At 72.0% G+C, this 20,907-nt stretch carries 16 protein-coding genes; 3 read left to right on the forward strand and 13 right to left on the reverse strand.

Going from position 1 to position 20,907, the window contains the following annotated elements:
- Positions 1-40 precede the first annotated feature (40 nt).
- Genes QWU11_RS07875 through QWU11_RS07890 form a run of 4 tightly spaced genes read right to left on the reverse strand, consistent with a single transcriptional unit; the run spans position 41 to position 5,739 of the window.
- Positions 41-1,135, reverse strand: coding sequence for a hypothetical protein (locus QWU11_RS07875; RefSeq protein WP_290104381.1), 1,095 nt, complete (start codon positions 1,133-1,135; stop codon positions 41-43).
- Complete coding sequence (locus tag QWU11_RS07880) at positions 1,132-2,439, reverse strand: hypothetical protein (protein ID WP_290104382.1); 1,308 nt, start codon at positions 2,437-2,439, stop codon at positions 1,132-1,134. The genes QWU11_RS07875 and QWU11_RS07880 overlap by 4 nt, the downstream gene beginning before the upstream one ends.
- Complete coding sequence (locus QWU11_RS07885; RefSeq protein WP_290104383.1) at positions 2,432-3,940, reverse strand: oligosaccharide flippase family protein; 1,509 nt, start codon at positions 3,938-3,940, stop codon at positions 2,432-2,434. Before QWU11_RS07885 ends, QWU11_RS07880 begins: the two co-directional genes overlap by 8 nt.
- Positions 3,937-5,739: a tyrosine-protein kinase domain-containing protein gene (locus QWU11_RS07890; RefSeq protein ID WP_290104384.1), complete on the reverse strand. Its 1,803-nt coding sequence runs from the start codon at positions 5,737-5,739 to the stop codon at positions 3,937-3,939. Before QWU11_RS07890 ends, QWU11_RS07885 begins: the two co-directional genes overlap by 4 nt.
- Positions 5,740-5,854: 115 nt before the next feature.
- Here QWU11_RS07890 and pssD point away from each other — a divergent pair, with 115 nt between their 5' ends.
- Both pssD and QWU11_RS07900 read left to right on the forward strand, forming a co-directional pair.
- Positions 5,855-6,319 (forward strand): PssD/Cps14F family polysaccharide biosynthesis glycosyltransferase, encoded by a 465-nt coding sequence (gene pssD / locus QWU11_RS07895; protein ID WP_290104385.1) that lies wholly within the window; start codon positions 5,855-5,857, stop codon positions 6,317-6,319.
- The gene (locus tag QWU11_RS07900; protein WP_290104386.1) at positions 6,316-6,819 is read left to right on the forward strand and encodes a glycosyltransferase; all 504 of its coding nucleotides are present in this window, start codon (positions 6,316-6,318) and stop codon (positions 6,817-6,819) included. The genes pssD and QWU11_RS07900 overlap by 4 nt, the downstream gene beginning before the upstream one ends.
- Here QWU11_RS07900 and QWU11_RS07905 read toward each other — a convergent pair whose 3' ends face one another.
- From QWU11_RS07905 to QWU11_RS07930, 6 genes are all read right to left on the reverse strand, one after another.
- Positions 6,820-7,737, reverse strand: coding sequence for a glycosyltransferase (locus tag QWU11_RS07905; RefSeq protein WP_290104387.1), 918 nt, complete (start codon positions 7,735-7,737; stop codon positions 6,820-6,822).
- Positions 7,734-9,155, reverse strand: a complete 1,422-nt coding sequence (locus QWU11_RS07910; RefSeq protein ID WP_290104388.1) for a hypothetical protein — start codon at positions 9,153-9,155, stop codon at positions 7,734-7,736. The genes QWU11_RS07905 and QWU11_RS07910 overlap by 4 nt, the downstream gene beginning before the upstream one ends.
- Positions 9,143-9,985, reverse strand: a complete 843-nt coding sequence (locus QWU11_RS07915) for a sulfotransferase domain-containing protein (RefSeq protein WP_290104389.1) — start codon at positions 9,983-9,985, stop codon at positions 9,143-9,145. The genes QWU11_RS07910 and QWU11_RS07915 overlap by 13 nt, the downstream gene beginning before the upstream one ends.
- Positions 9,982-11,130, reverse strand: coding sequence for a hypothetical protein (locus QWU11_RS07920; RefSeq protein ID WP_290104390.1), 1,149 nt, complete (start codon positions 11,128-11,130; stop codon positions 9,982-9,984). Before QWU11_RS07920 ends, QWU11_RS07915 begins: the two co-directional genes overlap by 4 nt.
- A complete protein-coding gene (locus QWU11_RS07925; RefSeq protein ID WP_290104681.1) occupies positions 11,127-12,452 on the reverse strand; it encodes a hypothetical protein in 1,326 nt (441 codons plus the stop codon). The genes QWU11_RS07920 and QWU11_RS07925 overlap by 4 nt, the downstream gene beginning before the upstream one ends.
- Positions 12,453-12,546: 94 nt before the next feature.
- Positions 12,547-13,623 (reverse strand): glycosyl hydrolase, encoded by a 1,077-nt coding sequence (locus QWU11_RS07930; RefSeq protein WP_290104391.1) that lies wholly within the window; start codon positions 13,621-13,623, stop codon positions 12,547-12,549.
- Between the two features lie 193 nt (positions 13,624-13,816).
- Between QWU11_RS07930 and QWU11_RS07935 the strand changes: the two genes are divergently transcribed.
- The gene (locus tag QWU11_RS07935; RefSeq protein ID WP_290104392.1) at positions 13,817-16,609 is read left to right on the forward strand and encodes a PKD domain-containing protein; all 2,793 of its coding nucleotides are present in this window, start codon (positions 13,817-13,819) and stop codon (positions 16,607-16,609) included.
- 255 nt (positions 16,610-16,864) lie between these two features.
- Here QWU11_RS07935 and QWU11_RS07940 read toward each other — a convergent pair whose 3' ends face one another.
- From QWU11_RS07940 to cysC, 3 genes are all read right to left on the reverse strand, one after another.
- Positions 16,865-18,067, reverse strand: coding sequence for a hypothetical protein (locus QWU11_RS07940; protein WP_290104393.1), 1,203 nt, complete (start codon positions 18,065-18,067; stop codon positions 16,865-16,867).
- A 236-nt stretch (positions 18,068-18,303) separates the two neighbouring features.
- Positions 18,304-19,293: a sulfite exporter TauE/SafE family protein gene (locus QWU11_RS07945; protein WP_290104394.1), complete on the reverse strand. Its 990-nt coding sequence runs from the start codon at positions 19,291-19,293 to the stop codon at positions 18,304-18,306.
- Positions 19,294-19,362: 69 nt separating this feature from the next.
- Positions 19,363-20,865 carry an adenylyl-sulfate kinase gene (gene cysC / locus QWU11_RS07950; RefSeq protein WP_290104395.1) on the reverse strand — a complete coding sequence of 501 codons (1,503 nt, stop codon included), beginning with the start codon at positions 20,863-20,865 and terminating at the stop codon, positions 19,363-19,365.
- Between the last annotated feature and the right edge of the window lie 42 nt (positions 20,866-20,907).

Below are 20,907 nucleotides of genomic sequence, written 5' to 3' on the forward strand. Positions count from 1 at the left end.
AGCCTATCCATTCCGTGGCCGACTCGCCGGGCAATACGCCCTAACCGGCCTTCCGGTGACGATGGATGCCGAAGGCGATCAGGCCGGTCAGGATCACAGCGGCGGGGGCGCCGCCGGCCAGCAGGGGAAGGCGGGAGCGGCGATGGGGACGCTTGGCGCAGTCGCCCAGGTCACAGGCCGTACGGGCGGCCAGGGCCGGGGCGGTCGCGATCGAACGCCAGGCGTTCAGCGCGTCCGGCGACGTGCGGTAGTCGAAGTTACAGGCCGAGTTGACCTTCTGGCCGGTGTGCCGGTCGTCCCAGTAGAGGGCGGCGCGGAACTGCCGGTACGGCGATGAGGCCAGCAGCCGGGCCATGTCGCGCAGCCACTGCGCCTTGCGCCCCGGGCGCGAGGGATCCTCGACCGAGCCCCATTCGAGCAGCATGAGGCCCTTGCCGGGATGCCGCAGCCCGAACCTGCGCTCCGGGTCGACCAGCTGGGACGGGCTCTGCCACGTGCCGGACGCCGAATGACAGGTGTTCCAGTTGTAGCTGTCGGCGGCGATGTCGTCGACGTAGGCGTCACCCGGGTAGTACTGGTCGGCGCGGGTCAGCCCGCCACCGGCCTTCGCGGTGAACGCCCAGCCGGTCATGGTCCACACGAAGCGGGCGTTGCGGACCCCGGCGGCGCGGTAGGTGCCGACGACGTGCCGCCAGGCCGCGACGAAGTCGGCCGGCCCGCCCATCGGTGCGGAGGTCCTGGCGTCGGGCTCGTGGTTGAACACGACGTACACCAGCGCGCCAAACTGCTTGATCTCGTTCGCCTGCCGCTGCATGTCCGACCACAGCGGGCTGCCCGGCCGGGCCGTGGCGATGTCGTGCCACTTGAGCTTGGCGCCGTTCAGCCGCCGTGACTTGATCGACAGGTACACGGTGTGGCCGGTCTTCTTGGCCCACTGCTGGTTGCCGTCGAAGAGCCGTTCGTCCCAGCGCCGGAAGACGCGTACGCCGTCGAGCCGGTGGCCGGTCTCGATCTCGCGCTGCTGGGTCTCCTGCCGGGTCTGTCCTGTGGCGCCCAGCATGAGGCGATGGTCAGGCGAAGGTGAGCCGGAGACGACGCCGCCCGCGAGTACCAGCAGCGCCGCGACCATCCTCATGTGCGGATACAGGCGAACAGGTGCCGTCCATAGTTGTCGGCGTACGGCGGGCGGGCGTCGTCGTCGGGGCCGAGGTCGATGATCTCGCCGAACGTCGTGTGCCGCCGCAGGAAGTCCGCGATCGTGCCTGCGTTCCAGCCCTCCAGGGACGTACGGAACCAGGCCTCGTTCTCCTGGCCGGTGTCGAGGAACAGCACCTTGCCGGTCGCCCGGTCGAGCAGCTTCACGAGCGCCTCGGGGCCGACCGAGCCCCGGCCGAGGACGAAGTGGTGCAGCAGGCTGAAGCAGGACACGACGTCGTACACGCGGTCGCTGTAGGCGAGCAACTCCACCGCGTCACCGGTGCCGATCTGCCCCTCCCGCAGGCCGTAGGTCGCGCGGCCGAGCGGGACCGCGAGCGGGTCGCGCTCCAGCCCCTGCGCGTCGAGACCCGTCCTGCCCATCTCCGCCACGAACCAGCCGTAACAGCTCGCCACGTCGAGGTAGGAGCCGGTGATGCCGCGCTCGGCGAGGAGTTTGGTCATCTTCTCGAGCCGGTCGGTGCAGCGGCGTACGGTCGTCCAGCTCTGCTCCAGCTCCGGGGCCTCGATCGGCTGGTAGAGCTCCTTGGTGCCATCCAGCCAGCTCATCCGCAGCAGCAGGTCCTGCAGGGGCGTGGTGACCGGCAGCCACTTGGTCACGACGCGCGCGGTGGTCTCCCCGCGTACGGCCGCGTGGGCGAGCCGGTGGTGGCCGTCGAGCACCTGGTAGTGGTCGGAGCCGCGGATCGGCGCGACGAGGATCGGGTCGAGCCGCCCGCTCTGCTGCGGGCGCCGCTCGCGCGGCTCGCCGGACAGCAGGCTCCGTGCCCCCGCGACGATCCCGGCGTCGTCGCGGGCGCCGAAGTAGTGGCCGCCCGCGTCGATGCAGCGACGGGCCAGCCGGCCGTACGGGGAGGCCAGAATCTCCTCGTCGGACGGGTCGGTGCGCCGGAGCAGGTCGACGTGCGGTCCGTCGATCAGCCGCGTCGAGGGCCAGAGCAGGTCGTCGGTGCGCTCGGCGAACTCCCGCGCGGTCCAGCCGCCCTGGGCGCCGAGCAGCAGCCGGTCGATCGGAACGGTGATGTGGCCGGGACGCCGGAGCAGGACCGTGGACAGCAGGACGCGCGCCTTGGGGGGAATGGGCACCGCGCGACCGGCGTCGGCCAGCCGGCCGTAGACCGGGCCGGCGGGCGCCAGGCCCGCCTTGCGGAGCGCCTGCTTGGCCCGCCTGCCGGTGCTCCGCAACCGTCGGGGATGCAGACGCCGGCGTACCTCATCAAGCATTGTTGACCATTCCTTCAGTGGCTCTGCGCCCGGGGAGCAGAGCGGCGAACGCGGTGAGTGCGAGGCGGGCACGCCCGGCCCACAGTAGCCCGGCGTAGCAGCCCGCGCCGAGAACCAGGCCTGCCAGCGTGGCGGTCGTGCCGAACGTCAGCCGGGCCAGCAGGGGGAGCGCGCCGAAACAGGCGAGCGCCGCGCCGGAGGCGAAGCCGAGCCCGGCCCCCGCGGGGGTCATGCCGAAGATCCGGTGAACCTGCACGAGCGGGAGGACGTTGCGGATGGCCAGGGCGGCGGCCCACGCGATCGCGGCGCCGGTGATGCCGAGCCACGGGATGAGCACGGCGTTCAGCGCGAGGTCCACGATCAGCGCGGCGGCGTTGTTGGCCAGGCTCAGCCCGCTCCGGCCGCCCATCAGCAACATCACGTCGACCGGGCCGGTGCCGCTGGCGAGCAGCATGGCCAGGGCGAGGATGATCGTGGCGGACTGCCCGGAGCCGTAGCCGTGCCCGAACAGGGACAGGTAGAGCGGCGCCGCGACCGCGACCGACAGGTGGACCGGCCAGGTGAGCGCGACCGTCCACGTCGTGCAGCCGGCGAAGACCCGCGCGGTGCCCTCGCGGTCCTCCAGCGCGATCAGCCGGCTGACCGCGGGCTGCATCGCCTGCTGGACCGCCTGCGTGCCGAGCTGGCCGATGACCATGAACCGGGTGGCCGCGGTGTAGATCGCGGCCTCGCGCGGCGAGGCCAGCGCGGCGATGAGGACGATGTCCGCGCGCTGCAGCGCGGTCTGGCAGATCTGCGCCACCGAACGCGGCGCGGTGTAGCGCCAGAACTCCCCGGCGAGCGCCCGGGTGTCGGCGGGCCCGGTCGTCAGCCGTCCGGCGATGCCGAGGTACCAGGCGACGGCGACGACCAATCCGATGAGGTACGGCAGCGCCCAGGCGAGCGCCAGCGCGACCGGGCTGGTGCTGACGACCGACACGGCGAGCACGCCGGCGACCTGCGCCACCTGGCGGAAGATCTTCTCGATCGCGACGGTGGGCCGCATCGTGCCGTGCCCGCGCGTGGCGGCCAGGAGCGCGTCGTGCGCGGCCGCGACCGGGAGGAAGACCGCGAGCACCCGCAGCATCGGCGCGACCTGCCCGCCGCCGATGCCGCCCGCGAGCGCGGGCGCGGCGACGAACAGCGTGAGGGCGCCTGCGCACGCCACCGCCACGACGGGCACGAGCGCCACCGGCACCGTACGCCGGGCCGCGCCGTGGTCGCCGAGGGCGAGGTGGCGCGGCAGCCAGCGCAGCAGTCCCGCGTCGCTGCCCAGCCCGGCGACCGCGTTGAGGATGACGAACAGCGAGGTGGCGGCGAAGAACGCGCCCGCGACCTTCTGCGGGTAGGCGTGCGCGACCGCGAACACCAGCGCGAACCCCATGAGGCCGGCCGAGGCCGCACCGGCCAGGTTGAGGGCGCCGCCCCGGGCGAGCCGGGACAGATGAGGCTCAGACGTCATGCCTCAATCGCTTTGTGGACGGCGGTCTCCGTCGAGTCGGAGGTGTCGGAGGGCGGCTGCGCCGGTGCCTGCGGCTGAGCCGGTTGCGACTGCGGCTGCGGCTGTGATTGCGACTGCACCTCGTCACCGCTTGAGAACCGGGACCAGTCGGGCGACGTGGAGGTCACGCTGGCGTTGCCCGTGGCGGGCGGCGTCGGGGCGCCCTGCGGCTGGTCGCGCGAGCGCCGCGCCACGGCTGTGCCGGGGGAGTAGTCGGGCTCACGCTGTTCGCGCGGCTGCGGAGTGGAGCCCGAGGCGTGGTCACCCCGGCGCGAGGAGGACCGCGGCGTGCTGTCGCGGCCGGTGCCGGCCCGGCGTACGCGGCTGTCCTCGATGACCGTGCCGATCACGATGGCGCCGGCGCGCTCGGCCTCGGTGTAGGCCTGCTCGATGTCCTGCCGCGTCGTCTGGCCGAGCGTGACCACGATGAGGACCGCGTCGGCCAGGGTACAGAGCGCCTGGGCGTTGGCGTCGTGCACGCTCGGGGCGTTGATCAGGATGTACTCGGCCTTGTCGCGCAGCAGGCGTACGGTCTCGCGCATGCGCGGGCCGCTGAAGCGCTCGGCGGCGGCGCCCGCGCCGGGACCACGCGGCAGCAGCCGGAGCTGGGAGTCGGCGTGGACGAGCAACTGTGTCGGGTCGGTGCCCCGCATCAGCACGTCGGACAGGCCCTTGGACTGGCCCAGGCCGAACAGCGCCGACGGGCTCGTCTCGGAGAAGCTCGCGTCCACCATGATCGTGGCCGAGCCGGCGTGCGCGAGCGCGACGGCGAGGTTGGAGCTGGTCAGCGTCGCGGAGGCCGCCGGGGTCGCGCTCGTCACGAGCAGCGTGACCGGGCGTTCGGAGACCGAGGCGACCACGGCGGCGCGCAGCCGCCGGTACGCCTCTCCGGCCCGGCTCTTGGGCGCGGTCACCAGGACCAGGCCGCCCGCCGAGGAGACCGTGCTGAGCACCGGGACGCCGAGGCGCTGGACCGTGCGCACGTCGCGCAGCCGCCGGTCGGAGCGTTCGAGGGCGAGGGCGATGAGCAGACCGGCGAACAGGCCGACCGCGAGCCCCGCCCCGCCGAACATCGCGGCACGCGTGGTCAGCGAGCCGTTGGGCGGCTGGGCCGGCGTGATGACCGAACCGGAGGTGACGGGCGTCGCGGCGATGTCGTTGTTCTGCTCGTCGATGACGCCGATCTGGTTGTTGTAGGCCGAGATCCGCTGCCGCAGGAAGGTCTTCTGCCCCGGCGTGGCGGTGGCCAGCCGCTTGGTCGTGGTGGCGAGCTCCTGCTGGACCTTCTTCTCCTGCTCGCGGAGCTTGTTGGCGCGGTCGGTCAGCACGCTCTGCGCCCGCTGCGAGCGGTAGGTGAGGTAGCCGTTGGCGAAGGCCTGGGCGCCGTCGCGCGCCGCGGTGGCGCTCGACCCCGTGTAGGTGATCAGCAGCACCTGCGTGTTGGGCGGCACGGTCACGGTCACGCGCGAGCGGTCGGCGGTGCGCAGCTTCTGGCGTACGACCTGCTGGACCGCGTCGGCGCGGACGAGCTGCGCCTCCGACTCGAGGTTGGTCAGGTCGTCGCCGCGGCCGTTGGGGGAGTACGGGTTGCCGTCGAGTGGGCTGATCAGCACCGTCGCCGTCGCCTTGGCGCTGGCCGGCAGCAGCAGGCCGCCCAGAACCCCGATGACCGTGGCCGCGGCGGCGAGCGAGCAGATGAGTTTGAGGTGGCGTCGCGCCACCCCCGTCAATCGGCCTTGTGCGTCCTGATCAGCCGCCATGCGCTGGTCTCTCCCTCGAATAGCACCCCTGCCCAGGGTCATCTGCTCGGCACGACACTATCCTCAGTTCCCAAATCGGTCGTCAGGTCTTGAAGTTCCGTTTACATTGATCGGCATGTCGGCAGACCGGGAGCACATTCTCCTCGTGGCCTCCAGCGGAGGCCACCTCGCCCAGCTCCTCGCGCTGCGGCCGTGGTGGAACGAGCGCGAACGCACCTGGGTGACGTTCGGCACCGAGGACGCCCGTTCCCAGCTCGACGGCGAGAACGCCGTGTGGGCGCATCACCCGACGACGCGAAATGTGCGCAACCTCATTCGCAACTTCTCCCTCGCCGTGCGCGTCATGCGCCGCGACCGCCCGGACGTCGTCGTCTCGACCGGGGCCGCCGTCGCGTTCCCCTTCTTCGTCGTCGCCAAGGTGATGCGCGTGCCGACCGTCTACATCGAGGTGTACGACCGGCTCGACTCGCCGACGCTGACCGGCCGGCTCTGCCGCCCCATCACCGACCTGTTCTGCGTGCAGTGGGAAGAGCAGACCCGGTTCTACCCCCACGCCCAGGTCATCGGGAGCCTTCTTTGAGCTCGCTCGTCTTCGTCTCGGTCGGCACCGACCACCACCCGTTCGACCGGCTCGTCCAGTGGGTCGACGCGTGGCTGCCGGAGGGCGTGCAGTGCGTCGTGCAGCACGGCACCTCGGCGCCGCCGCGCCGCGCCGAGGGCGTCGCCTACCTCGACCACGGCGCGCTGACCTCCCTGCTGGACGAGGCCGCCGTCGTCGTCTGCCACGGCGGGCCGACCACGATCACCGAGAGCCGCCGGCACGGCCGCCGGCCGATCGTCGTCCCGCGCTCCCCGGCACTGGGCGAGCACGTGGACGACCACCAGCTGCGCTTCTGCGCCCGCATGGAGGCCAAGGGCCTGATCAGCACCGCCGTCGACGAGGACGCCTTCCGCAGGATCCTGGACCGGGCGCTGGAGGCCCCCGACGACTTCGCGGTGGTCGCCGACGGCGGCGACGTCGCCGCGTCGGTCGCGAGGTTCGGCGGCCTCGTCGCGGACCTGCTGGCGCGCAGGAGCTGATCAGATCCCGCGGCCGGTCGCGTGCGCGAGCCGGAGCACGCGGTCCGCGCTGAGCAGCCGGAACGACACCAGCAGGGCGAGGTACGCGCGGCGCTCACGCCAGGAGTTGCGGAGCGTGCGCACCGCCCAGGAGCGGGCCGCCGGGCGTTCGCCCAGGGCCGCGTGGGCGAAGGCGATCTGGCCCTGCACCCGGGCCAGGCCGCGCGGGTCGTCGGCGAACCCCGGGTGCTTGCGCAGGAGATACTGCAGCGCGTCGCTGATCGTGCGCCACTTGCGGTTGAAGTGCGACGTCCGTCCCCACAGGACGGTGACGAGCGGCTCGGCCACGACCGCGATCGGGCCGGCCTCGGCGGCCCGCAGCATCCAGTCGTAGTCCTCGGCGTAGCTGCCGGGGATCTCCTCGTCGACCAGGCCGATCTTGTCGAGGAACGCCGCGCGGCGGACCACGACGGTGGACGGATGGGCCTCCATCACCCGGCGGCGCAGCAGCTCGGTGTGCGTCACGTCCTCCGGGCGCGGCACTCGCGTGATCGTCTTGTCTCCGTAGCTGACGTGGATGCCCGACACGGCGACGTCGGCGCCGGTCTCGGCGAGCCGCGCGGCCTGGAGCCGCAGCTTGGCCGGCAGCCACTCGTCATCGTCGTCGCAGAACGCCAGGAGCTCGCCCGAGGCGGCCGCCGCGCCGGCGTTGCGCGCGCCGGCCAGGCCCGGGGTACGGGAGTTCGTGACGACGGTGACCGGGCGATCGGAGTCGTCCCGGGCCAGCGCCGGATCCGGCTCGGCCTGGTCGAAGACCACGACGCACTGGACGGACGCGGGGTAGTCCTGGGCGCGTACGGCCGCGATCGCCCGCGCGAGCAGCTCCGGGCGGTCGTGCGTGGCGACGATGACGGAGACGGACGGGAACTCGGGGCTCACGACGCTTCCTTCGACTGAGTGATCACGATCCCGCGCGGGGGAGCGCCGGCGCTGATGAGGTGGGCGATGGCCGCGGTGAGCGGCCGGTCGGTGACCTTCTTGAGCGCGATGGTCACCACGGTGATGTCGGACAGGGCGGCCAGCGTGACCGCCTCGGCGGTGTCGAGCGGCGGGCCCGAGATGACGACCACGCCCGCGCCCTGGTGCGCCTGTTCCACCGCGTCGGCCAGGCCGCGGTCGCCGTAGTTGACCGCCAGCGCGACCACGCGGAAGGACCCGAGCCCGTCGTCCTGCTCGCCCTCCCACGGGTCCTCGGGGGGATGGACGGGCAACTGGTCGTCCGCCACCCGCAGGAGGGTCGTCGGCGCGCCGCCGTGCGCGAACGCCGCGGCCACGCTGACCGCGACGGCGTCGGCGGTGTCGCCGGGCATGCCGGTGAGGAGCACGGTCCGCGCGTCCTCGGCGAAGGCCAGGTTACGCAGCCGCCGTCCGGAGTCGGCGAGGTCCTCCCGGCCCGTGTCGGTCAGGATCGGCACCGGGATCCGCCGTCGTACGTCACGGGCGAAGCTCAGGCGGCGCGGGCGCCGGTCGCGGACCAGGCCGACGACGATCCCGGCGAGCAGCCCGATCCCCATCCCGGACGTGCGGTTGACGTCCGAGCCCGGGTCGTCCGGGTGGGTCGGCTTCTTCGCGGTGCTCACGACCTCGGCGAACTGGTCGGTGAAGCGCAGCTGCTTCTTCGCGTCCATGATCTGCCGCTGGATCGCCTGGCGGCGGGTGCGCGCGGTGATGCGGCTCATCTCGTACTTGTTGGCCGGTAGCACCTTCAGCTCGGCCTCCAGGACGGTGAGCCGCCGGTTGACCGTCTGGCGGTCGCGGGTCTGGTACTGCCCGATGACGCGGTCGCGCAGCTTGATGAAGCCCCGCGCCAGCGTGCGGGCGCCCTGCCGCGCGTTGCTGGGCCGGTTGGCGCGGACGCCGATGACCAGGACGCGGGAGTACGCCGAGGCGGTGACGGTCACGCGCTCGGCGAGCTCGTCGCCCGAGACCTTGAAGCCCGGCACGCGCTTGAGCTGTTCGAGCACCGAGCCCGACTTCACCAGCTGCGCCTCGGTGTCCATGGTGTCGAGGATGGGCTTCTGGTCGATCGCGGCGTACGGCCCGTCCGCCAGGGGCGGCAGCCCGGACTCGATCGCCACCGGCGGGCACAGCACGCTCACCGTCGCGGTGTAGGCGTGGTGCGAGGTCGCCGAGCGGACCATGCCGCCGACGGCCCCGAGCGCGAGCGCGAGGAGCAGGACCGGCCACTGCCGGCGTACGAAACCGGAGTAGCGGCCCAGGCGCACGGCGTCGACCGGCGCCGGCTCGTCGGCGGGGGTGACGAGCGGCGTCTCGCGTACGGGCGTCAGCGACGCCACGGGGGGACCTCGCCCAGCAGGGCAGTGAGCCGTGCGTCGTGTGGCGCGAAGTAGTCGGCCAGGCGCGTCTGCAGCGCTTCGGAGAGCGGCGAGCCCGGCCGCGCGTTGTGCCGCTCGAACGTGGCCGGCCGCCAGCGCGGAAGGTCCAGGAAGTCGACGATCCCGTCGAAGCAGGGCTCGGGCTCGGAGAAGAAGTCCTCGGCGAACGCCACGTGCACCCGGTCGCGGCCGAACAGGTCGAACAGCACCTGGAGCTGGTCGGCGTAGTGACCGCGGTCGAGGTAGGAGTGGTGGCGGTGGCTGTAGCTCACGTAGCCGGGCTCGGCCTTGATCCGCTCGACCTCGCCGGCGAGGCGCTCGGGCTCGAGGTCGAGGGCGCGCTCGAACGAGGTCTCGGTCTCGAAGCCGCGGGCCACCTCGTGCTTGTGCGCGGAGTAGGCGCGCTCGACGGGCTCGCGGAGCAGGACGAGGAGCTTCACCCCGGGCAGGTCGGCGGCGATGCGGTCCGGGGCCAGCGGGTGGTGCATGTAGTAGCCGGCCGACTCGAACGCCAGCCGCGAGCCGCGGCGCACCGGGAAGTGCCCGCGATACCACTCCTGCCCGCGCCCGTAGTTGACGTCGAAGTAGTGCACGCCCTTGTGGAGGTTGGGCTGGGCGACGTCGGGGTGCCCGGCGAGCGCGCGGAACAGCGAGGTCGTGCCGCCGCGCTGCGTGCCGACCAGCAGGAACTCCGGCAGCATGCGGATCCCGGAGCTGAGCCGCCCGGCCGTACGGGTGAGCGTACGGCCGCCCTCCTTCATCCACTGCGGTGCGTCGCGTCGCGAGATCATGCCGTCCTCCCGGCGTTGGCGTACAGCAGGTCGAGGAGCGCGGCCGCCTGGGCCCGCAGCGGCTCGCCCAGGTCGCCCTGGGCGGCGCGGAGGTAGCGGCGCGTGAGTTCGAGGACGTAGAGCTCGGTGGTGATCGCGGCGGTCCGCCCCCGCTGGCCGAGCGGGGCGAGCAGGCCCGCGTCGGGCCAGGCGTCGTACCCGCCGCCGGTCTGCGACCGGTAGTGCAGCAGGTCGAGGCCGGCCGGGACGTCGGGGTCGTACCGCTCCCAGTCCCAGAGCTGGAGGCGGCCACCGTGCCAGGCCATGTTCCACGGGGTCCAGTCGCCGTGCCAGGCGCCGAAGTCCACCTCGTCGCCGCCGTACGCCTCGCCGATGCGCCCGGCCGCGTCGGCGAGCCGTTTGCGCTGGTCGGGATCGTCGAGTGGCACGTCGGCGAACCGCGGCCAGAAGGAGCTCGAGGCCAGGGGCACGCGGCGCGTCGCGCCGGTCAGCTCGCGCATCGCCGCGACCGGGGCGCCGGGGCGCGGCCGGAGCGACAGCGCGCGGGTCGGCAGGGGAGTGAGGACCAGCAGGCTCATGTCGCGCCACTCGCCGTGGTGCAGGACGCGCGGCACGCGGAGGCGCTCGAAGGAGCGCCCGGCGAGCCGGGCGAGCGCCGCGGCCTCGCCCGCGATCAGGTCGCGCGCCATCTCCGTGTCGCCGACCTTCACGAACGCGACCGGCTCGCCGCGCGGCGTCAGCGCGTGCAGGATCGGCTTGCGGTTGGCCCGCGCGGAGCCGAGCCCGACGCTGATGACGACCGGCCGGCCGAGCAGCTCGCCGAGGCGGTCCTCGATCGACGCGCCGGCGCCGGTGACGAACAGCCGGTCGCGCAGCATCCGGTCGGCGAGGCCGGCGCGCACCGCCGTCGCGGTCGCCGCGCGCGTCACCCGCGCACGCGGGCCGAGGTCGTGGCTGTACCGGCGCAGCGCGCCCGCGGCGGCGGCGGGGAGCCCGGCGGGCAGCAGCAGCCGGGGCCGGTCGGCGCTGGGCAGGAAGACGAACGCGCGTACGGCCTCCGGATCGGGTCCCTCGCCGACCTCGGCGTCCGGCCACAGGCGTGCCACGGTCTCGGCCCACGGACCCGCCGTCGTACGGCCGCTCACGCGGTGACCTCCACGCCGTCGGCCTCCCGCCGGGCGCGCCACATCAGCGCGACCGCGATCATCACCGTGTACAGCGGGACCTCCACCAGGTCGTAGATGAACAGGAACAAGCCGAACGCGAGGAGCACACAGCAGCCCGCGACGCCGTATGCCGAGCGTTCTCGCCAGTGCCGGGCGAACCGGGTGATGAAGAAGACGCCGAACGCCACCGTGCCGACGAGCCCGTTGGCGAACAGGAGCAGCCAGAGGTGGCCCTGCGTGCCGAGCGGCGGCGCGCCACAGGCCTTGCAGCCCGGCCGGTCGCCGCCGGTGAGTGAGCTGAGGTTGCCCTGCACCGCGCGGGTCGTGCCGAAGCCGACGACGGGGGAGCCGGTCAGCGAGCTGCGGACGCTCTGCTCGGCGAGGAGCGTACGGCGGTTGTTGCTGTGGGGGTTCTGGATCCGCGCCTCGATCATGCTGGGCAGCGGGGAGACCACGAACACGAGCACGCCGACGGCGAGGCCGCTGACCGCGAGCCGCAGCGCGCGCCGGCCGCCCCGGGCGACCATCTTGAGGCCGGCGAAGCACATGATCATGCCGAGCGCGATCCACAGGCCGCGGTCGAGGGAGTAGACCACCGGCCACAGCGAGGCGAGCAGGACGGCGATGCCGGCGACGCGACGCCACCGGTCGGCCCGCCAGATCCAGGTGATGACGAAGAACGGCAGGAAGAAGGCGTACGCGGCGCCCCAGGTGTTGGCGTACGCGAACGGCGCCATCGGGCGCGCCTGTTCGTACCCGAGGATCGTCGCGACGTCGGCGGTCTTGGGGTGGATCGCGTCCAGCAGGAAGGTGTTGTTGGTGTGCAGCAGCATCTCGACCGGAGAGGTCAGCTGCAGGTGCGGGGCGAACGTGCCGAGCAGGCCGCCGGCGGTCGTGACGATGAACATGGAGCCGAGCAGCCGGCCGACGCGGTCGGCGGGAAGCTCCTCGTCGCTGAGGTTGGCGATGTAGAGCAGGACGATCGTCGCGGCGGCGTACCAGGCGATGCGCCAGGCGAAGGGCAGCAGGCGTCCCATGCTCCCGCCGGGCACGGCGCCGGGGGCGTTCGCCCACAGCACCCCCGCACCGAGGAGCACCCAGCAGCAGAACAGGATCCAGGCGCCGAACCCGCGCGGGGCGAGCAGCCGGGAGCGGCGCTTGTAGAGATGGACGGCCATCGGCACGCTCATGATCAGGAAGATCAGCATGCCCAGGCCGAGCAGCCACCAGACCGGGAAGCCGAGGAAGATCACGGCGAGCGGCCAGCCGGGTCGCGGACGCCATACGGCCGGCCGTGCCATCACCTGGGGAGGGATGACCCTCGTTGTGCCCAACCTGACGCCCTGTTCTCGTGTCGCCTGCGGAAGTCCGAGACTAACCCGCGACCGCCGGTGCTCAGCGCCTAACGTTGAACTCCGGCGACTTGCCGAGCGTGCGGAAGGCCTTCAGCGCGGACGGCGTCGCGTCGATGCTCGTGTTGCCGCCGTCCGGCATGTTCACCGCGTGCGTCGTGTTGTAGTAGGCCAGCGCCTTGACGCGGGGGAAGTTCGCGAACTCCTTGGCGACGTTGCGGAAGAAGGCGGGCTTGCGGCCCGGGTCGCCCGGGGTCTCGAGCACGGCCCACTCCGAGAGCATGAGCGGCTTGTCGGGGAAGTACTTGTTCGAGTAGTCGTAGAAGCCCGGGAAGCCGAGGCTCTGCTGGGGCGCGGCGACCTTGTTCAGCAGGCCGGGGAAGTCCTTGATGTTGGACTTGGCGAACGGGTCGAAGCCCACCCAGTCGACGTAGGAGTCGCCGGGGTACAGGTCCTTGAACCACGGCTTGACCATGTAGCCGCTGTAACCCATGTAGACCATCGTGAACAGGATGTTGCGCGCGCCCTGGGAGCGGAACTCCGTGACGACGTGGCGGAACATCTTGCGGTAGTCCTCGGCGGTGTATCCGGAGTTCAGCCCGGTCTTGACCTCTTCTTCCGGCTCGTGGTGGATGACCAGCCAGAACTTCTTGGTGAAGTGCGACTTGAGGTAGGCCGCCTCGCGGTCGATCTGCGCGTCCGCCGCGCCCGCGGCCACCTGCCGCCAGGTCTTCCCGCTGTCGGGCTTCCAGTTGAGGACGAGCATGCGGTGCCTGCCGGACTCGCGGGTGAGCGCGATCTCGCTCGCGGTCGGGAACAGGTCGTTGGTCGAGTGGTAGCCGTGGTAGATGTCCACGGGACGCCCGATCTGACGCTCGTAGGCGTGGACGATCGAGGAGGGGTCCTGCCGGGCGCCGACGGCCGGGGTGACACCCCACCAGGCACCGCAGGAGGGGACGAGCTTCGCCGACACGGTGCACTTGTCCGGTGTGGCGGACGCGCCGCCGCTGCGGTCGGAGAGCCCTGGGAGGTCGTCACCGCCCGGGCCGCCGCCACACGCCACGAGCGATGTCGCCGTCGCCAAAGCCAGGAAGGCGCGCCAGGGCATACGTCTGTCCATGGTTGCGCACTATAACGACCGCCGCCCACTGCAGGCGTAGAAGGTGCGTAACGGATATAAGAGACCACAAGGTGGCTCAAGTGATGACATCGCAGCGTGTGGTGCCGTTACATTGCCTTGAACACGTGAAACAGCTCCCTCGGCGGCCGCCCCCGCTTGGCCGGGTTGAGGGCGCGCGGAAGAGGAGTGCCACGTGCGCCTTCGCAGTCTCATCGTCAGTGGGGCCGCTCTGTTGCTGACGGCCGGGCTCGTCACGACGACGGCCGGTACGTCCGCGCGGGCGGACCCGCCCCAGACCGGCATCGTCAATGCCGATCCGGCCGGCTTCACCCCCGACCTCGTGGACGGCGACGTCCAGTCGGTCGTGCAGATCGGCGACCGGATCTTCCTCGGCGGCAACTTCACCCAGGTGAAGGAGGCCGGGTCGTCGACGGTGATCACCCGCAACCGGGTGCTCGCCTTCAACGCGACGACCGGCAAGATCGACGAGAACTTCCATCCGTCCGCCGACGGCGAGGTCAGCGTCCTGCTGCCCGCGGCCGACGGACACTCGATCTACCTGGGCGGCCTGTTCACCCACATCGACGGCGTCGCGCACAAGGTCCTCGCGCGCCTGGACGTCGACACCGGCCAGCCGGTCGCCGGGTTCACGCCCAACGTGGACGCCCGGGTCAAGGACCTGCGGCTGGCCGGCGGGCGGCTGTGGGTCGGCGGCAACTTCGACCTGGTGGACGGGGTCGCGCAGAACGCCCTGGCCACGCTGAACCCGGACACCGGCCGGCGGGACGCGTTCCAGAGCCTGCCGTTCGCCGGCACCCAGAACGACGGCACGACGCTCGTCTACAAGATGGACGTCACGCCGGACGGGTCCAAGCTCGTCGCGGTCGGCAACTTCACCTCGGTCGGCGGCCAGTCCCGGCCACAGATCGTCATGCTCGACCTGACCGGCACCTCGGCGAGCCTCGCGGACTGGCAGACGAGCCGGTACGCCGCCCAGTGCTCGGCCTCGTTCGACTCGTACATGCGCGACGTGGACATGTCGCCGGACGGCAGCTTCTTCGTGGTCTCCACGACGGGCGCGGCGGGCGGCACCTCGAAGATGTGCGACTCGCAGTCACGCTGGGAGACCTCCGCGACCGGATCGAGCCTCTCGCCGACCTGGATCACCTACACCGGCGGCGACACGACGTACGCGGTCGAGGTCACCGGCTCGGCGGTCTACATCGGCGGTCACTTCCGCTGGTCGAACAACCCGTTCGGCTCGGACGCGCCGGGGCAGGGCGCCGTGGAGCGCTCGGGCATCGCCGCGCTCGACCCGGCGAGCGGCATGCCGTTCCAGTGGAACCCCGGGCGCACCCGGGGGGTCGGCGTCTTCGACCTGCTCGCCACGCAGCAGGGACTGTGGATGGCCAGCGACACCGACGAGACCGGCGGCGAGACCCACCAGAAGATCGCGCTGTTCCCGACCTCCGGCGGCGAGACGCTGCCCGCGCAGTACACCGGGACGCTGCCGGGCGACGTCTACTCCGGCGGCACGGCGACGGTGAACCAGCTCCAGCACCGCTCCTTCGACGGGACCACCGCGGGCTCGGTCACCAGCGACGGCACGGGCGGGATCGACTGGCGCACCATCCGCGGCGCCTTCATGATCAACGACAGGCTGTACACCGGAACCTCGGACGGCAGCCTCAACCGGCGCACCTTCGACGGCTCCACCTTCGGCTCGCCGAGCGTGGTCAACGGCGCGGACGCCCTGGTCAGCGAGACCGACTGGCACAACCAGGTCAAGTCGATCAAGGGCATGTTCTACGCGAACGGCCGCATCTACTACACGCGCGGCACGTCGGCGCTGTACTACCGCGGCTTCAACCCCGAGAGCGACGTCGTCGGCGCGCTGGAGACCAGCGCCACCGGCAACCTGCCGGGCGTCGACTGGAGCACGGTCGGCGGCATGTTCACCGCGGGCGGCAAGCTGTACTACGTCAGCACCGCGGACGGAAAGCTGCGGAGCCTGGACTTCACCGGCGGCGTGCCCTCCGGCACTCCGGCGGTCGTCGACTCCGGCGACTGGCGCGGCCAGGGCGTCTTCCTGTACGCGGGCGTGCCCAACAGCCCGCCGACCGCCGCGTTCACCTCCAACTGCGACCACCTCGCCTGCGCTTTCGACGGCACCGGGTCCAGCGACAGCGACGGCACCATCGCGTCGTACGCCTGGGACTTCGGCGACGGCGCGACCGGCACCGGCGCGACGCCGCAGCACACCTACACCGGTGCGGGCACCTACACGGCCAAGCTGACCGTCACCGACAACCGGGGCGGCACCGCCACGGTGTCGCAGCAGGTGCACCCGGCCGCGGCGAACATCGCCTACGTCGGCACTGACGTCTACAACGGGAACACGACGAACGCGACGGTGACGGTGCCCGCCTCGGTGCAGGCCGGCGACGGGCTCCTGCTGGAGTTCACCGACAACGACACGACCCGTACGGTCACGCCGCCCAGCGGCTGGCAGCAGGTCGGCACCCAGACCAGCGGCACGGCCGTCTCCACGATCTGGCAACGGGTCGCGACGACCGGGGACGCCGGGCACACGGTGTCGGTGGGTCTCAGCGACTACGCGAAGGCCAACCTGCGTGTTCTCGCGTACCAGGGGACCAGCGCAACGGCCCCGGTGGCGGTCGCCGCCAAGACCACCGACGCGGCGACGTCGACGTCGCACACGTCGCCGACGGCCACGGTCACGGCGGCGGGAAGCTGGGCGGTGACGTACTGGTCGGACAAGTCCTCGACGACGGGGGCATGGACGGCGCCGGCCGGCGTGACGTCGCGCGGCAGCTCGGTGGGCAGCGGCAGCGGCCGGGTCACGTCACTGACGGCGGACAGTGGCGGGACGGTACCGACCGGGACGTACGGCGGGCTGACGGCGACCACGGACGCGGCCAGCAAGGCGCTGACGTGGACGATCGTCCTGGCGCCGACCTCGTGACGCGCTAACGGTCCGAAGGGGGCCGGGTGGTGGGGCGACGCCCCACCACCCGGCCTTCGTCTTCGCCGGGGGCTCTCGGCGGTGCAGGCCGGGCGGCTTGCCGGCGGTGTCGCGCGGGGACGTGGTGAGGTGTCGTGGTCGCGGATACCGGTGGGGACCGTCCGTACCTGACAGGCGGGGGGACCACATTCCTGCGGACGGAAAGAAGCCGCTGGACCTTAAGGTCCAGCGGCTTCGATCGGGTACGAGGCGAGGCTACGGAAGCGGGAACATCCCGACGCGGCCGTGGTACTCGTGGCCGAGCTCGTCGGTGTCGCTGCCGACGAACAGGCCCTTGGAGGTGGCGACGAGGGTTTCGACGCCGTGACCGCGGGTTCGGGTCGGGTTCCAGGACAGGGCCTTGCCGCCGGTCGGGTTCAGCGCCGCGATGCCCGGGCGGGACACGGCGCCGGGGCCGGCGCTGTCGTGGCCCTGCGGGTTGTCCTGCCAGCGCTGGTGGCCGCCGACGTAGATCGCCTTGCCGGTCACCGAGACGGACAGGAGCGTGTCACCGCCGGTCCAGTTCACCCAGGTGGGGTTCTGGCCCGTGCCGGTCTTGCTGCTCTCCCAGCGCGCCGCCGAGTCGCACAGCTGCGTCGTGCCGTGCGGCGCGCCCGTGGTGACGACCACGAAGTAGGAGCCGTCCGGGGCGAAGTCGATGCCGCGCATGTAGGTGTCGAAGGAGGAGCTGCACGGCGTGGCGTAGCGCTCCGTCGCCCAGGTGGACAGCTTCGGCGTGCCCGAGGTGGTGATCATCGCGATCTGGTAGCGGCGCTGGCCGCCCACCTTGGTGAACGTGCCGTCGATGACCAGCTTGGTGTCGCTCGGGTCGACCGCCAGCTTGTAGATCTTGAGCGCGCCCTGGCGCGGCGTGGTGACCGAGATGTTGAGCTTGGCGTCGGCCTTGCCGGTCGTGGCGTCCACGCGGGCCAGGGGCGCGTGGGTCGCGCCGGCGATCGTGGTGAACTCGCCGCCGATGTAGACGTGGCTGCCGCGGCGGATCATCGCGAAGATCAGGCCGTGGCCGACGCGGGCGTTGAAGCCCTTGACCGCCTTGCCGGTGGCGACGCTCAGCTTGGTCAGGCTGCCGAGGCCGGCACCGTTGGTGTTGGTGAACGAACCGGCGACGTAGACGCTGCCCGAGGTGCCCGGCTGCAGCGCGTAGACGGTGCCGTCGATCTTGGGCACGAACTTCGTGTCGACCTTCCCGGTGGAAGAGTCGAAGGAGAAGATGTTGTGTCGCGCGATGGACGTACTCGACCCGGCGTTCTTGACGTGCTCGAAGTTGCCCGCGACGACGACCTTCGTGCCGACGACGGCGATCGCACGGACGGTGCCGTCGGTCACGTTCGGCGTCGTGTTGACCGGGTTCGTAGAAACGACCGCGCTCTGACTGATGTCGGCTTCGGCCGCGGGCACGACGGCCCCTGCGGTGACGGCTGCGGTGGCGACAGCCACACTTAGCACGCGTCGGCGCATGGTTTTTGCTCCCAATTTTCTTCACCCGTGAACCGAGCTTGTCTATCACAGGGCAATGGCGGGGTCTGGCGTGAGGATGGGGATCGAGACCTCATTGTTGCCGGTGATCGTCATCCTCGTCCGGAAGTACGAAAAATGGTTCGGACGGGTTCACTTCGGTCAACCCGAAAGAGCGGTCAGGGCCGGGCCGCCGGATCGCGTCGCGGAGCGTTCTCGCCGGGTCCGTCCGCGGCCGGCCGGTCGAGCAGGGCGATCGGGCGCAGGCCGTGCGCGACGCGGAGCAGCATCCATGCCGCCGCGACGCCGGCCACGGCGGCGACCATGGTCCAGACCATCGCGATATTTCCGACGCCGAACATCTTCAGCGCGGACGCCAGCAGGACGAACGCCAGGATCCGGCGGATCAGCCCGCCCGGCGCGCGGGCGGAGATCAGGGAGCCGATGATGACGCCCGGCACGGAGCCGACGAGCAGCGCCGCCGTCACCTCCAGCCGGAAGTCCCCGAACAGGATGTGCCCCAGCGCCGCGGCCCACACCAGCGGCACGGCCTGCAGCAGGTCCGTGCCGACGAGCTGGTTGGCCTTCAGCGCCGGGTAGAGCGCCAGCAGGGTCACAATGATCAGCGAACCGGAGCCGACCGAGGTCATGCCGACGCTCAGCCCGCCGACGATCCCGACCAGCACCGTGGGCACCGGCCGTACGGCGATGACCGGGGGCGGCTCCGAGGCGGGCGAGCCGGGCTCGGCCGTACGGCGGTCGGGGCGGCGCGAGGCCCGGTCCTTCATGGCGAGGTATCCGCGGACGGCCAGGCCCGCGGCGGCCATCAGCAGGGCCACGCCCATCGCCTTGCCGATGACGTTCTGGACCTGGTCGCCGTCGCCCAGGGCGCGGGCGATGAGGACGCCGCAGAACGCCGATGGCACCGACCCGGCGCAGAGCCACCCGACGAGACGGAGGTTCACCGTGCCGTGCCGCAGATGCACGAGGCTGCCGATCGGCTTCATGATCGCGGCGGCGACGAGGTCGCTCGACACCGCGGTCAGCGGCGGCACGCCGAAGAAGACGGTGAGCATGGGGGTCATCAGGGCGCCGCCCCCCATGCCGGTCAGGCCGACGATGACCGAGACCAGCAACGCCCCCGCCGCCAGCGTCAGATCGAAGTGCATCGCTATGTCCTACCGGTAAACCGGGTAATTTACCCAGAGTCTATCTACCGGCGAACGTGAGCCCTCGAATCACACCTCGCGCACCCAGCCGCCCTCGGCGAGGTACTCGAAGACCCGAGCGACGGCGTCCTCCTGGCTGAGCCGTGAGGTGTCGATGGTCAGGTCGGCGTCCTCGGGGGCCTCGTACGGGTCCGAGATGCCGGTGAACTCCGGGATGATCCCTGCTCTGGCCTTGGCGTACAGGCCCTTGCGGTCGCGGCGCTCGCACTCCTCCAGCGGCGTGGAGACGTGGACCAGCACGAAGTCGCCGGCCGCCGTCACCATGCGGCGGACCTCGGCCCGCGTGCGGGCGTACGGCGCGATGGGCGCGCAGATCGCCACGCCGCCATGCCGGGTGATCTCCGCGGCGACGAAGCCGATGCGGCGGATGTTGAGGTCGCGGTCCTCGCGGGAGAACGTCAGCCCGGCCGACAGCATGCGGCGTACGACGTCGCCGTCGAGCAGGGTGACGGTGCGTCCGCCGCGCTCGACCAGCGCGTCCGCCAGACCGCGGGCGATCGTGGACTTTCCCGAGCCGGACAGGCCGGTGAAGAAGACCGTGACGCCCCGGCCGTGCCTCGGCGGGTGGGCGCGCTGGAGCTCCTCCGCGACGGCGGGCGTGGTGTACCAGTCGGGGATCGGCTCGCCGCGGTGGAGCAGGCCGGCCAGCTCCTCCTCGGTCGGCTCCTCACGCACGTGGTCGGGGTCGATCTTGGAGGTGGGCCGCCACACCTCGAGGCTCTCGTCGTAGGCCCACGGTTCGGGCTCGGCGAGGGTCAGCGGCGCGGCCTCCTCGTCGGCCGCGGTGAACGAGGGCGTGAACAGGTGCGTGGCGCCGTAGGCGGCGGCGACGTGCGCGCTGAGCAGCAGGTCGCGGCCCGGCCGCTCGGCGAGCGGGACCGGCACGACCAGCGTGCCGGGCGGCAGCTCCCTGCGGACGCTCAGCACCGCGCGTACGAGCGAGTCGTGGTGCCCCTCGCCGAGCAGCGGCAGGATCAGGACGCGGGCGGCGAGCTTTTCGGCGAGCCGCCGGACCTGGCCGAGGTGACGGCGGTGCAGCGGCGTACGGGTCGCGACGGCGAGCGTCGTGGCGCCGCCGAGCTCCGCGCGTACGGCCTCGGGCGGCAGGCGCAGGCTACGGAACGCGCCATGCTCGGGCGCGCTCAGCGGCGTGACGGGGCCGGCCACCCGCCAGCCGGCCGCGGCCGCGTCGCCCTGCGGGTCGGGGAGCTCGCCCGGGGACTGCCACGCCTCGGCCGCCCGCATGACGGCCAGCGGCACGCCCTCGGGGTCGGTCAGGACGAGGCGCTCTTCCTTGACGAGGTCTTCGGGGACGGTGAGCGTCACCGGCACGGGCCAGGGCGTCCCGTCCGCGAGCCGTCCGGCCGCGGCCACGGTCGCCGAGTCCACCGCGCCGAGGAACCCGGTGAGCGGATGGAACGCGCCGTTGAGCAGCAGCTCGAGATCGGCCAGCTCGGCCGGGCCCGGCGTATGGGTCGGCAGATCGCGCAGATCGCCGTCTTCGGTGGTCAACGCGGACTCCGATCGTTTTCGACCGCCTGTCCATTGCACTGT

Source organism: Actinomadura sp. DC4 (assembly GCF_030406325.1).
Classification (GTDB): Bacteria; Actinomycetota; Actinomycetes; order Streptosporangiales; family Streptosporangiaceae; genus Actinoallomurus.